The sequence below is a fragment of the Pseudomonas sp. LG1E9 genome (assembly GCF_003290225.1).
Classification (GTDB): domain Bacteria; phylum Pseudomonadota; class Gammaproteobacteria; order Pseudomonadales; family Pseudomonadaceae; genus Aquipseudomonas; species Aquipseudomonas cyclaminis.
The window spans coordinates 5,808,150-5,822,500 of record NZ_CP029983.1; the positions used below are offsets into that span (position 1 = coordinate 5,808,150).

Here is a 14,351-nt window from a genome sequence, read left to right on the forward strand (position 1 = left end):
CCTTCGGGTCTGCCGGGGTCCTGTATGCCCGGTTCGCCAACCTGCGCACAGCTGCCACCCTAATTCGTTTGGCGACGATCAGTGGCAGCTCCTCACATACAGGAGCTTCACCAAATGCACGCACTCAATCCGTCCAAATTTCGCGCCGCCGCTCATCGAGCAATGGCTCTCGCCGCTTTACACGCCAACTCCAGCCTCGCTACACGCCTCTCCCGTTACAACTCCCATATGTCCAGGGCTCGCGCCCTGGAAGCCGCAGGGGGTGCCCAATGAGCATGCTCCCAGGCTTTGCACTCCCCGAAGATCTACTCTGCGTCAGCCAGGACGCCGAAGCTGGCCTGCCTATCGACGCCATCACCTGTGCCCTCGACCGTGCCAATTCAGTTCTCATGCTGCTGGAGGATCACTTAGACAGCGATAAACCCCAGCTCTCGAACCGCGTGCTGTCATCCGTAATTTGGGACGTGCGCGGCACCTTGGGTTTGATCAAAACACTCACCATGTACGGTGATGCCTCTTCTGTGCCGATGGGCCAGAAAGGCGGTGCGCTGTGACCCATTCCAGCACGCGTGGACGCTCCGAGTTCTCCCCTGCCAACGGTAACGGCCAAAACCTGTTTCGGGTGAACGCCGGTATCCCGCTGGAAGACGCACTTGAAGCCGTCTCTCAAATTCTGCACCACGCCAATCAACTGATCCTCGACGCCGCCATCAGCGATGCGGGCGAGCGTTTTAGTTGGCCTGCGTTCTACCTCGGCGAGATGGCCAAAGCGCTGATCGATGACGTGAACGAGGCGTTGCTTGAGTCGAGGACCGCCCCATGACTCAACGCACCGGCAACACCTCAAAACGTCCGAGCTTTGCCGACGTAAAAAGCGCAGCCTTGAAGAATATTGACCGCGTGCTTTCTCACTGGCTCCCAAATGGCAAACGCGTCGACGGCGGCAAGGAATACACCGCACCGAATCCCACGCGCACGGACAAACGTGCGGGCTCACTCAAGGTCAATTTGAGCAAAGGCACCTGGGCGGATTTTGCCACCGGCGATAAGGGCGGCGACCTGATCGACCTGGTGCGTTACATCGACGGCGGCACGGACGTTGAGGCCTGTAAAAAACTGGCAGATCTGCTCAGCGTTTCCGCAGGATCTGCAACCACCAAAAGCGCACCGGCCAAAAGCGCAACGCCGGAGTGGATCGCGATTCAACCGATCCCGGCCGAGGCCATGAACAAGTGTCCAACCAAACACCGGCAACACGGCGCTCCGTCGAAGGTGTGGATCTATCGCGATGTTCAGAGTCACCCGGTCATGGCGCTGTATCGCTTCGACCTGGGCCCCGATGAAGACGGCAAGCCGCGAAAAGTCTTTGCGCCGTTGACCTGGTGCAAACGCTCCGATGGGCAAGCCACACAATGGCGCTGGCAAGGCTTGCCAGAGCCTCGGCCACTGCTGCGCCTGGATGAGCTGGCACAGCGCGCCGATGCGCCCGTGGTGTTGTGTGAGGGTGAGAAAGCAGCTGATGCCGCTGCTGAGCTGATGCCGGACTACGTCGCCACGTGCTGGCCGAACGGCTCCAACTCTTGGCACAAGGCCGATTTGACGCCGCTCAAAGGGCGTAGCGTTGCGCTGTGGCCGGATAACGATGTCAGCGGCAAGACCTGCATGGACGCCATTGAGCTCAAGCTGATTGAGCTAGGCGCCGCCTCGGTACAACGAATCTCGCTCGACGTATTCAAGCTCAAGCCCAGCAGCAAAGGCGGCAAGCCGACACTCGTCAAAGGTGGAAAATGGGCAGACGGAGACGATGCAGCGGATGCATTAACCAAAGGCTGGACCGCAGGCCACGTCGCCGAGCTGGTACGCAACGGCGAGTTTTTCGGCAGTGTTGCTGAGTTCACCGAGCCTCAAGAACCAAAGACCAAGGCACCCGCCAAACGCCCTGCGAAATCGAAAAGTGATCTGTTGCCGGGTGGCTTTCGGCTGACGCCTGAAGGGGTGTTTTATTCCGGCGATGATGGCGAGGCGCGTCCTGTGTGTTCGCCTCTCGAAATCATCGCCCGCACTCGCGACGACAAAGGCCACAACTGGGGTTTGTTGGTCGAGTTCGACGATCCGGACGGTGCTAAAAAGCGCTGGAACATTCCGGCCCGAACCATGACCGGCGACTTCGGCAAGGATGTACTCGGTCCACTGGTAGACATGGGCCTGCGCCTTGCCGGAAGCCGATCAGGACGCAATGCCCGCAACGATCTACAGAGCTACCTCGGTGGCTTCGACAGCGCCCAGCGCGCACGTCTGGTAACGCGCCTGGGTTGGCACGACAACGCATTCCTTCTACCCGAACAACAGATCGGCTCACACGCCGAGCACCTGCATTTTTATGAAGCCGGTGCCCAACTGCCACCGATCAGCGAGGCCGGCTCTCTGGAGCAATGGCAGCAGCAAATCGGCGCGCTGTGCGTTGGCAACCACCGCTTAGCGTTTGTCGTCTCTGTGGCCTTTGCAGGCCCACTGTTGAACATGCTTGGACATGAGTCGGGCGGCTTCCACCTCTACGGCGACAGCTCCGGCGGCAAGACCACTCACTTGCAAGTCGCAGCCTCGGTTTATGGTGGGCCTCGTCTGGTGCGCTCGTGGCGCTCCACGGATAACGCCCTGGAGTCCATCGCCGCCGCTCACTCAGACGGTCTACTGGTGCTCGATGAAATTGGCATGTGTGACCCACGCATTATTGGCGAGACGGTTTACATGCTCGGTAACGGCACCGGTAAGGCCCGGGCGAATGATCGAGGACAAGCGGGCCGACAGGTACAGGAGTGGCGCTTGCTGTTTCTCTCGACCGGCGAGAAGACGTTGGCGCAGCACATGGCGGATGCCAACAAGGAGCTGAAAGCCGGTATGGAGGTGCGCATGCTTGCCGTGCCTGCGGATGCCAGCAAAGGCCTCGGCATGTTCGATGTGCTGAATGGTTTTGAGGACGCTGCCGCCCTCTCCGATGCGCTCAAGGCCCGAGTAGCCAAATATTACGGCACGCCCCTCACCGCTTTCCTGCACGCACTGTGTGCGCCTGGGGAAATGCTCAGGTGGACAGTGATCGTGCGCCGCACGGTGGAACAGTTCATCACCCAAAACCTGCCCGCCTCGGCCAGTGGACAAGCCCAGCGCGCAGCCCTCCGCTTTGGCCTCGCAGCAGCGGCCGGAGAGTTGGCCACTGCTTTCGGCGTCACCGGCTGGCCTGACGGCACAGCCACGACCGGCGCACGTGTGTGTCTGCATGCGTGGCTGGCCGAGCGCGGGGGCGCCGGTAATTTCGAGGGTGATGCGATCTTGGCGCGATTGCATCAGGTCATCGAGCGGTTTGGGGAAAGCCGCTTCACCCGGTGGGAATCTGCCGCCGCCAAGATCGACGAGCATGGTCCACGCACGATTGATCGATTGGGCTTTCGCAAGACGATGGAACACGGCATGGGCGATGCCCTGCACACCACCAACACCTACTACGTGCTGCCTGAAGCCTGGAGGGCCGAAATCTTCAAGGGCATGAACATCAGCGCGGTCAACAAGGAGCTGCTGCAACGGGGCGTGCTTGAGCCGGGAAGTGACGGCAAGGCGTACAGCTTGATTCGCCTTCCCGGGTTAGGGCCTCAACGCTGCTACGTGGTGAAGACGGTTCCAGGAACGAATGAAGGTGAGGCCAAGGCCGCCTGACGACATGCCTGCTGATAGAGGTAGCGCCGGCTCATTCCCGGCCTCGCCAGCCGTTCGACAACAATCCCTATCAACCGCAATACCCAGAGACAATACAGATGAACACTATCCAAGAACTGAAAGACCGCCGCGACCAACTGACACTCGAAATGGAGAGCATTCAGCGTGACCTGGCACCCTTCGAAGAGGCGTTGGAAAGTCCCGAGGTTATCCAGCAGGGCCGTCAACGGGCCGTGCAGCATGAAATTAACGATCACAAAAGACGCATCGACTCGCAAGGCCTTGAGATCCACCTCCTGAATCAAAAGATTGATCGCCTTGAGACACTAGCAAACCGTGAGAGCTTGGCTGCGGGCTACATCAGCGCTATGGCGATCTGGAAAGCCGACGAGGTCGAACTCAACGAAAAGCGCAGCAGCATCGAGACCCGGTTGCAGCAGGTCCGCCAGAACGATCAGGAGGGCATGGCAAAGGCTCGACAAGCCGAAACGGACGCAGCTACTGCTTATGCGCAGGCCGTGGCCTGGGGCGATGTGGAAGGTGAGAAAGCCGCTAACGCGGAAGCCCAAAAGGCTGCAAAAAACCTTACAGCTGCAGTTGAGCACCACCGCCGCCAGCGACTGCTCATCACTGCCCTAGAGCAGGAGCTGGTGACGATTGATCAGCACACCACGGAGGCACAAAAAGAACATGCCAAGATTGAAAAAGAAGCAGCACATCTGGCAAACGCGGTGCTGGAAGATAAGTGGAACGAGGCCGCGAAAGAGTTGTTGGAAACTGGCGGTAAGCTGTGGGCTGCACGAAACCTGATTAGTCGGGACCCGGTGACACTGATGAAGCTAAATATCCCTAAACAGGGCGAGCACTTCGGAAGCTGGACTTGGAATGAGATATCTGACCGTTCACGTCGACATAGCTTGGCTGACCTGCTAAACACCCAATAGCCCTCCTATCTCGGGACAGCCTAGCTATTGGCTGACCCGAGCTTCAAGGAGGTCTGCTCATGAGAAAGACGTACAGAACAACGCATCCGGTCGAGGTAACTGACCGCGTGACAACCTCATTTGAATGCAAGCCCCTTTGGACTACGGTCAATTACTAACTCGAAAGAACCACGTAGGCTGTAGATTGATCAAGCCCGTCGCCCCGACAACCTCTTCAAGCACTACTCATCCGAGCCCTCATTTGAAATGAACGTAAATAAAATTCATGGGCATCACGTTTTTTGTGTGCTGCCCTACCAAAACGTTAAACCACACATACAGCCGAAGAAGCATAAACTTACTGCTATAAATTATTACTTGTCGCGGAGCTTAAACGCATTACAAAGTTTTTCTAGCTCGAGCACTAATACTCCACGTTGTTCTTCATCGGCCATATCGCGCTGCTGATCAAGCTCAGCGGCTCTATGCAGCATCCAGCGGCCTAAAGTATCAACACTATTTTCAAGCCTCTCACGTCTTACCAGCACTCGCCCGATACTTTTAAGTTGTCTCTCTACACGCGTCCTTCCCCCGCTCTTATCAAACACATAGAGAAGCCATCGAGGTTTGTTACGATCAACGTCATCATTTCGTATCTGCCGGGAAATCTGCACTAAAACGATGAGACTTCTTTCAGTTCGATCAAGTAAGTCACATATGAAGTCCCGGCTAGACGTCGCTCGCCATCCATACCCGTTTTGGTGTTCCTCGTCTCCCCAATATTTTACTTGGACGTGAGCTTCGCCTGTTGGTGAGCACCACGCACTACGTTCAACATTGAATTTCACCTGTTGGTCCATGGCAGCACCTACTAACCCAACTGGAATTCCTGAAACAGCTCCACAGCGTTCGTCGATTTTATCTCCGCTCGAATCACTATCTAAAGGCTGCAGCCAAGCCTCAAGTTGGAACCCTGGCATTTCAATATTTTCGTGAAACCGCTCATCAGGCAGTGCGAAATCCATGTAATCGCGAGTATTAGCAAGCGCCTGTGCAAGCGCGTTTGCCGTGTGAGTTGAAACTAGTGCTGAATGGATGTAGACCCTGTGAGTGGCCTTATTCCACTGCAGCTCAAAATCAGCTGCAACCACAATATCGTTTGATGCTGTGATTTCAGCATCAAACGTTTCGGTAGAGATTGAACATCCCCAAGCATGGGCGTCAGTTTCATCGTCGTGCTGATCCAGATAGCTTTGTAGTTCGGTTGGTGCAACACCCCAGAAACGTGGCTCAAGCGGAGGCACGGCTCGATAGTCACTTAACCAGTAAGGCGACAAGGTCGGTAGATATCGACAAATCCATGCTTCGAGTTCGTCCTCATCTTGGTGACACTTGATAAGGGGTACTTCGCATATCAACTCTCCAACCACACACATCATCGAATGCCACTCGATATGATGGCTCAATCGCTCGACCGTTGGCTGGGCCCCATGTCTGCGAGACGTCAATTCATGTAAGCCATTTAGACGACTCATTCGCGGCTCGCGATTCCAGTGCGTGGCATTTTCTCCATATCCCCATTTGTCATGAAGCCAATACTCAAGCCGATCAAGAAAGTCATCTAGTGGCAAGTCGAATAAGCGCGCAGCAGGTTTATACCAATAAGGGATCGCATCCATACTATCGAAGGAATACTTACGCTTACGCCCTCTCTCTTCACTCAAACGTTGAGAAAATCTGGCTGGACGAGGGATCGGGGCTAACTGGCTTCTGTTAAGCTTTTCCACGAACATACGGTCTGCTTCTGAGAGCTGCCAAGCACCGGCCTTATAAATCTCTAGCAGTACGGAACGTCCCAGTTCGCGCACAATTACATGCGGCTCGCGCCGAATTGTATCGAGGATTAGTTGGGTATGAAGAGCGACTTCTTGCACATTATCTACTGTGGCACGTAGCATCACGATCATCAGTTGCTCAAGTGCAGCATAGTGGTAGAAAGGCCCCCCAGTGAAAACGGGCTCCGAACTGCTATCCAAACATGAGATCAAACTCGCCCACGCTGGATCTTGTCCGCGCAATAGTACCAGTGCAGCGTGGCACGCACGCCAGCGTACCCGGCGGTCGATATCGCCCATCGCGGCGAATAGGCTGCGCCCGACGCTTTCCGCGATATTGTCTGGCGGAGCGATATTGGCGAGTTGAACACGGGCCGGATGCGATGTGCCGACTTCGACCCTCAGCAACAGCGCATCAAATAGTCTTGAGCGATTTTCTATCGGAACACGAGCGGCTACCAATCCAGTCAGCGTATAGAGAAGCTCAGATGAGATACGCTCTCGAAGTTGTTCAATACCGTCCAGAAGGACATCAGCCTGCGCAGCAAAGTCCAGCCCGGTGGCTGCGAGCGCGGCCTCTATGATTTCCGTCTGGTAACTCCACTGGAAAAGATTACGAAGCGCGCCCGAAATATAGGACGGGAAGCGCTCTCGCATCCAGGTATTAACAGGGGGATAGTTGGACCAGCATTGCAAGATTTCGGGTACAGCTTTGCCAAACTCTCCGCCATCGCGACCCAGCTCGAACCCAATATCGAGAAAGGGCACACGTAATGCGAGACTGCCGAGCCGCTCCGCGACCTCATGGAACTGATAACTATCAGGGCCTCTTTTTTCCGTACCGGCGCTCAACGCTGCTCGTATTTCATCCGCACTCTTGAGAGGCTCACGCTCTTTTTCGGTAGATTCAGTATCTAACTCTTCCGTCGGGTGCCACTGAGCGTCCACCTCTGGCCATCTTAGGAGGGTATCACTACTTATTTTTGCCGCAACGATCGCAGCCGAGGCGTCGTGACCAGCGCAACCTTCGAGTTTTTTGAAAGCAGTGATGAACTCATCGATCTTGCCTTCACGTAGTTGCTCTTCCAACGCCGGCTCTACCAGCCAATTTGGTAGCGCAGAGCTACTACCGATCACAGTGCTTAGCTCGACCGGTCCATCTGATGCAAGCGTCGCAAGGGCGAGCCGTTGTGCAAGTGTCAAAGAGGCACCAGCAGCTATCACCTTGGGCAAACTATGGTCAAATAATGTGATACCCCTATCGTGCCATCGCGCAGCAGTCACTAAGCCCATTGAAAGACTTGCGGAGGTGACCCAACCGATTACGTCATCCCATGCAAAATCATCACCAGCTCCAAGTGACTCAGCGACCGCCCCTGCCGCGTCGCCAAGACGCGCAGCGAAAGCTGCGTGCTCAGCAGAGCTCCCGTTAAGGCCTGTCTGCGCGATAGCACCAGCAGCCGCAAGTGCACTGCGAGCTTCAAAGTCTATCGCTCCGGTTGCCTCTACCGCCTTGCCGAACAACCATTCCGCAAGTCCTACATCGAGCGACAACGCAATGCGCGCACTTTGGCTAAACAATTCGACTCGTTCAGACGCGGCAAGTGGAGCTGCGCCAATCTCTTCCGCAACCTCAGTCAACAACTGCAGTACTGCATCATGCGTATGCAGAATCAATCCAAGCGTTCTCGCTAGATCCAGTGCGCATGTAATACTGTCAGCAGACCAGTCCTGCATCACTTTACGCGCACTTTGAATTAGGCTTTTCACGTCTCCGCCGCAAAGTCCCACATGTACCAAATGATTACGCATAAGCAATATCGCGACGTCCGGATCTCGGCGCGAAGCCTGATCATAGCTGCGCGAGACGTCGAGTGTTTTGGCAAGCGCTGGCCATGCACTAACCGGATCGACGGCAATTGACGCTATTGTTATTCTTGCTGCGTCAACGAACCGTGAGAATGCTGTTACCGTTTCTGCGAGGGTCTCATTCCAGTACTCCTCAGGTGACTTCTCCGGGCGCCGTCCTGGTCTTTTTTCATTCCGAGGGGGAGCGGTGCGTCGCGGTGGCAGCCAATCAGCAATTGGAACGATAACTCCAGAGATTAGCTCGCGCAGTGCGTAAGCTCGTGCCTGTCGCGCTCCGGCCGACCGCAGCCGGTGAAGATGATATGTTTCCTCAAGTATAGGCTTTGGCATTGCGCGCTCTAGGATCACAGCAACCAAAGGCCTGAGATCTTCATGGGCGATGGCACGTTCACATACCAAGAGCACAGCTTCTTGCCAGGCTAGTAATGGAGAGTTTGATAACCCGGTCTCTATTTGCATTTGCCATCGCGCACGGGTTGCCTGCGCAAGCCCTGCGAGGCCTTTGCGCATAATGGAGTTCCCCATGTCCGCTCCGGCGAGTAGAGCCGCTGCCATCAAGGGTGCCAGTCCGAGTGGAGGCCATGCGCGCTTATTGATCACGGCGAGTAGTGTTTGGAGATTTAGTGTCGCACCACTTGCCGCTAATATTTTGAGTACCGAGTGCAATACCGACTTAGGACGCCAGCAAAATAGGCGATCGTAGGCCTCACCGTCATTTGATAGCGCTGCATAGACTTGATACTCGACGGCTATGTCGCTAGCAGTAATTTCGATCCTATGCGCACTATCCTTACAGCTTAGTTCACGAAGGTGAGCATGCCACCATCGCAGATGAGCTTTTGCTGTTTCTGGACGAGTCAGCGCCGCATGTAGGGCTAGTTCAATCCGTAATTGCGGGCGTTTGTTCCGATGGCGTTGACCAACCATCACGAGGCGATTTGCCTCTTCAGCAGCGAATCGCACCGAGAGGTCAAGGTTCTTAACCGTGAGGTTCTCTAGCAAGTTAGTGCGATGAATCGCCTCGGCCGATGCGATGAGCAGGCTACATGCATTAGTGATATCCGCCGCTGTACGGCAGCAGCGTATTGCGAGGCTTAACTGTCGAGACCAGATAAACTGAGCTTCTAGCAGATTTAGAACGGACGAGGGTTTTTGCTCCTGAGTAACCAATGCGTAAAGTGCATCAAGACGGTTGGCGGCGGCGAGTACTTCTGCGACGCTGATTGCTGCGTAACGATCTGTGAGCCGGGTATCGAAGAGAAGATCGGCCGCACGTTCAAGTAGCTTTTCTCCACCATTGTCAGGGCGCTCAATTACAAAGGCTTCGAAATCTTCATCGTGGAAGGACCATCCCTCATCGTGCTCTACAATACCGCCTACATCTGCTGCTATGTCGTTGATATCAGCGCAAGATAACTCTGCCAACGCCGCGAGAATCCGTCGTGGCACCGGGCGGGGCAAACGGGAAAGAGCATCAAGCACTTGCCAGACTTTATCAGCGCTACCGAGATGCTTACCTGCTTCACTGACACGCTGTTCAAACAAAGGGTTTATACCCTCAGCCTTCGGCATCAGGCGCTCTATCGCACGCATCTCCCCGTCGCTTGGCAAACCCTTAATGGCATAAACAAGACGACGTGGGTTACCGCCTGTGAGACTTTCGAACGTAGTGGCGAGCTCGGGGTTCCACTTGGGTTGCCAAGAGGCAACAAGCTGGCGGACCTCACCGACGTTGAAATTTGGAATCTCAAAATCGTCGTAGAGGCGCTTATCACCAACCTCGTCCCGTCGAGCAGTCCGGCAGCTCACAATAATCCGAACATTGGCGGGCCAAGCCGACGCCTGACTCAATGCATCGAGAAAACAAAGGTCGTGCCAATGGATAGAGCCTGTTCTAGCATTGTCGACCGCGTCGAAACAGAGTATGAGCTGCGCATTCGTATTTCGTGCTGTCAGAACGCCCGCTGCCACCTCGACTCGCTTGCGGAACGACTCGAACACATCAATGCTACCTCGACGCCGAATGACCAGAGGCGTTCTAAGGCGTGCAGCAAGCTCATTGCCTAACTGCGTGAAAGCCTGCTCAGGTAGGTGGCGCTTCTGATCTGAAGCCAGAAATAAGCCTCCTCCATAGCAGTCATATATAAATACCTCGGAGCCTGCCGGGAGAACTGACCGTAAATCGAAAATCAGGCTTGTTTTGCCACATCCACCCCCAGCGTGAACGCGCAGTGGTTTATGCTGAAAATCCGCAAGTTTCGCACCGAGAAGATCGATGACTGTGCGACGTACGTATGGCCGAGCAGGTTCTATCTGTGACGGGGCCGGGAACAGCATCCCGCTGCTACCTACTCCCAGCCAGACCGATAGCACTTCCCTCGTCACTGCAGGATCGTTAGTGCTCTCAGGGAGCATCAATGTAGCAACTCGCTTCTGCAATAGATTAGCGTCGTCGCGCGTATCGGCATCGGCCATACTGGCGAGACGCAGGATGATTTCGCTCTCCATCATCAGTCGAGACGTCGACGCAAAACCCGTCAAATCCCATGCTTTGAGAAAAGTTACAACTTGCAGGGCAGTCAATCCAAGCCCTTTTTTGAGCTTGTTAAATAGATCCGTATCGTCTGGTGCGGGCTTGGTGCCACTCTTGATCAACCGTGCAATATCCGCTACCACTGAGGCCGACAGCGGTTGATTGGTTACAATCGAGAAATCACCTTTGAATTTGACGGCTTTCAACAGTCCTGCGAGTTTGCCGAGCACGCTACTACGCGGTTTGGTCTTCGCTCGGCGGGTGAGAAGTCGCGACCACGTCCAATTATCTTGAGGGTGTGACGCGGAGTGTTTGAGCTGCAAGTAGCGATAGCTGAGTTCTTCCGACGTGTTACGTATTAGGACGATATCGGCAGCTTGACCATGTTCCCCCAACTGAGCGTGAACATCATCACGAGGAGGGCCTTCAACCTTGACAGCTATTACGTCGTCTTTAGCGTCGAGCAGCCGGAGCATCTCACGCGTGGCCCAAAGCACATGGAAGTCGTCGCCAGCGTTCGACGCGACAGCACCTAGGAAACTTTCCTTATCTTCCAAATTGACCTCTGACTGTCCCATGCATTACTCGCTCATTCTAAATGGATAGCGTGCCAGCTACGCTAGCCTCCTCTCTAGGATAGAGCTATAAAATACTGACTTAATTGTACGTTCTTGAGAAAAAACAGCTCCTAATATTTAGAAAAAAGCGTAACACCTACGCCTCCTGTAACACGCATATCGGCAAACCAGCCTCAGCTGTGTAACACCGTAAAAATCCATTAAAATCAAACAGTTATCTAACTACGTAACACGCGTAACACCCGTAACACGGTTTTATTAGGGTATCCCCCCAGCCCCATTAGTATTGCTCCTCCAGCGAAGCGATGTGGGTCATGCTCTTAGCATTGGTTCGGTAGTGGCGCCCCTGGAGCACTCTTGAAGGTATGGGCTAAGAAACCCGCGGGAACGTGTTAGCCGCAGTCTTTCCTACGTCGGTTGACAGGTTGACGTGGTTGACACCTATGATCATGGATGACGCCATACGGCCGTTCGCTATCAGCAACAGATACAGCCACCGTTACCGAAGCTGTAACGATGGCCCTTTTTCTTCAAGATCCTTTCAATTTCAACGATTGAAATTTCAGTAACTTTCGACGCCTCCCACTAACTCGATCCCGCGGGTTTCATGCCCCGTGTGCTTCATATAGTGCCAGGGTCCCCAGCGCCATTCTGGAGACTGATTGCTTTCTGCCATCCTCCAGCTACCCTCCTTCCGTGCTGGCCTGAGTGAAACACTGCGGGCAAGGCACAAATAGCTAAACGCTGAGTCATTACCGATCCGACACACGGAAGCGAGGACTAACCAATGCAATCATTTATCGTGAATAGAAACGTACAGACCAACGGCGACTACGAAGTGCATAACACAACGACCGGTTGCAGCTTCATGCCGCGGCCGGAGAATCAGGTATCACTCGGAAATCATCTGACGTGCACTGGCGCTGTCAGTGCCGCTCGGGGAGCAAATCCCAAACTAAAAATTAATGGTTGTTTCTATTGCTGCAAACCTTGCCATACCAGCTAAATTCCTGGCAGAGCACGACTGGTTTACTGATTGTTCGTGCACAGATTTATGATTGTGGGATCACAGGCCCAAGCAGCATGTATCCCCGCGTGTATCCCTAACCATGTAATCCAGCTGTAGGCCACGGATTATATGGAAGGCTCCAGTCTCCCTCGGGCACCATCTTAAAGAAAGACCTTGAATTTCAAGGTCTTTTTTTTCGTCTGCAAAAAAGTAAAAAACTGTCGCAGGGGCCGCATAACCACTCAGAAGGCAAGATCAAGCGAAACCCACCCCCGAGATAGTTACAAACCTTAAAAGCCAGTGAGCGCGCTTAGGAACCGCGAGAGTCTTGTGATGACATAGCCTCCCCTTCTCCCCCTATCAGCACACATAAGCAAACGAGCGAACCTTGACTTGAATATGGTCAACCTCACCTACCGTATTGCCGTGGTATGAAGTCAGGTATCCGAGTCGGAACCAGGTTACCAACAGGGCAAGCATGGCTTCTTCAATCAGTTTATCGTCGTACTTCATGATCGCTGCTCCGCTCGTTCTTTGAATTCAAAGTAAACCCTGCCGACCATCAAGATGGACAGCACGTTGCGATACCGGCGAGCCGTTCCAGGACAATAAAGCTTCGCAATCCTCAACCGAAGACGCTGTCGGCAGCCACGCATATTTTGCGCCTCGACAAACTTGCGTCGCGCATGTGCCCAACAGCCTAAACGTTCGACACCGGATTACACACCCAAGGCGTTATCGGTCATCAGGTAGCCACGATAGCTTTCGAGCAAGCGCTACGGAACCTCGTGCGCCCGGTTAGTCGAGTAGTCAAACATGATAACGGGCTGATTCGGCTGCCCGTTGGCTTGTATCCACATCCAGGATTGGCTGGTCGACTCTCGACTCAGTTCTATCATCATCTGGACCCGCGTTTCGTCACAGTGGATCACCCAGCGCGCCGAGGTTTGGCGTGGAATATCGACGCCGTGGCGACACAGCACTTCGTTCATGTTTTGCGCGAGCGAACATTTGCGAACTTTTCGACCGCCCAAAGCAAAACCCCATCTGCTTTCGCAAATGGGGTTTCGGAATTTAATCTTGACGATGACCTACTCTCACATGGGGAAACCCCACACTACCATCGGCGATGCATCGTTTCACTACTGAGTTCGGGATGGGATCAGGTGGTTCCAATGCTCTATGGTCGTCAAGAAATTCGGGTACTGAGTCGCGGCCTGTTGGCCTCGCTTCAGCAAATTGGGTATGTGATAACTTTCGGTGTCTTGTGAGCGTCGAACTTTCGGTTCATCTCGTCTTCACACACCGCAATCTGGCCTTTCGACGCAAATTGCTTGGGTGTTATATGGTCAAGCCTCACGGGCAATTAGTATTGGTTAGCTCAACGCCTCACAGCGCTTACACACCCAACCTATCAACGTCGTAGTCTTCGACGGCCCTTCAGGGAACTCAAGGTTCCAGTGAGATCTCATCTTGAGGCTAGTTTCCCGCTTAGATGCTTTCAGCGGTTATCTATTCCGAACATAGCTACCCGGCAATGCCACTGGCGTGACAACCGGAACACCAGAGGTTCGTCCACTCCGGTCCTCTCGTACTAGGAGCAGCCCCTCTCAAATCTCAAACGTCCACGGCAGATAGGGACCGAACTGTCTCACGACGTTCTAAACCCAGCTCGCGTACCACTTTAAATGGCGAACAGCCATACCCTTGGGACCGGCTTCAGCCCCAGGATGTGATGAGCCGACATCGAGGTGCCAAACACCGCCGTCGATATGAACTCTTGGGCGGTATCAGCCTGTTATCCCCGGAGTACCTTTTATCCGTTGAGCGATGGCCCTTCCATACAGAACCACCGGATCACTAAGACCTACTTTCGTACCTGCTCGACGTGTCTGT

General features: G+C 54.4%; 6 protein-coding genes, 2 rRNA genes and 1 pseudogene (1 of these 9 only partly in view). 4 read left to right on the plus strand and 5 right to left on the minus strand.

The window, feature by feature from the left end:
* Positions 1–269 precede the first annotated feature (269 nt).
* The 4 genes from DNK50_RS26610 (at position 270) to DNK50_RS26625 (ending at position 4,652) form a co-directional block, all read left to right on the plus strand.
* Entirely contained in the window at positions 270–554 is a 285-nt protein-coding gene (locus DNK50_RS26610; RefSeq protein WP_112196686.1) for a hypothetical protein, read from the plus strand.
* Positions 551–823: a DUF3077 domain-containing protein gene (locus DNK50_RS26615; RefSeq protein WP_017478646.1), complete on the plus strand. Its 273-nt coding sequence runs from the start codon at positions 551–553 to the stop codon at positions 821–823. Before DNK50_RS26610 ends, DNK50_RS26615 begins: the two co-directional genes overlap by 4 nt.
* Complete coding sequence (locus DNK50_RS26620) at positions 820–3,708, plus strand: DUF927 domain-containing protein (RefSeq protein ID WP_112196687.1); 2,889 nt, start codon at positions 820–822, stop codon at positions 3,706–3,708. Before DNK50_RS26615 ends, DNK50_RS26620 begins: the two co-directional genes overlap by 4 nt.
* Positions 3,709–3,806: 98 nt before the next feature.
* A complete protein-coding gene (locus tag DNK50_RS26625; protein WP_112196688.1) occupies positions 3,807–4,652 on the plus strand; it encodes a chromosome segregation protein SMC in 846 nt (281 codons plus the stop codon).
* 353 nt (positions 4,653–5,005) lie between these two features.
* On the opposite strand, the gene DNK50_RS26630 is transcribed toward DNK50_RS26625, so the two are convergent.
* The 5 genes and pseudogenes from DNK50_RS26630 to DNK50_RS26650 form a co-directional block, all read right to left on the minus strand.
* Entirely contained in the window at positions 5,006–11,446 is a 6,441-nt protein-coding gene (locus DNK50_RS26630) for a dsDNA nuclease domain-containing protein (protein WP_112196689.1), read from the minus strand.
* A gap of 1,369 nt (positions 11,447–12,815) precedes the next feature.
* Positions 12,816–12,968, minus strand: a complete 153-nt coding sequence (locus DNK50_RS28885) for a hypothetical protein (protein ID WP_158235039.1) — start codon at positions 12,966–12,968, stop codon at positions 12,816–12,818.
* A 137-nt stretch (positions 12,969–13,105) separates the two neighbouring features.
* Positions 13,106–13,438, minus strand: a pseudogene (locus DNK50_RS26640) (transposase); the annotation flags it as partial.
* 95 nt (positions 13,439–13,533) lie between these two features.
* Positions 13,534–13,649 (minus strand): 5S ribosomal RNA (rrf, locus tag DNK50_RS26645).
* Positions 13,650–13,800: 151 nt separating this feature from the next.
* Positions 13,801–14,351 (minus strand): 23S ribosomal RNA (locus DNK50_RS26650); it runs 2,341 nt beyond the window's last position.

Bases quoted from the DNA above. Each gene is read 5' to 3' on its own strand.
- DNK50_RS26610 (WP_112196686.1), top strand. From the start codon at position 270: ATGAGCATGCTCCCAGGCTTTGCACTCCCCGAAGATCTACTCTGCGTC.
- DNK50_RS26620 (WP_112196687.1), top strand. From the start codon at position 820: ATGACTCAACGCACCGGCAACACCTCAAAACGTCCGAGCTTTGCCGAC.
- DNK50_RS26625 (WP_112196688.1), top strand. From the start codon at position 3,807: ATGAACACTATCCAAGAACTGAAAGACCGCCGCGACCAACTGACACTC.
- DNK50_RS26630 (WP_112196689.1), bottom strand. From the start codon at position 11,446: ATGGGACAGTCAGAGGTCAATTTGGAAGATAAGGAAAGTTTCCTAGGT.
- DNK50_RS28885 (WP_158235039.1), bottom strand. From the start codon at position 12,968: ATGAAGTACGACGATAAACTGATTGAAGAAGCCATGCTTGCCCTGTTG.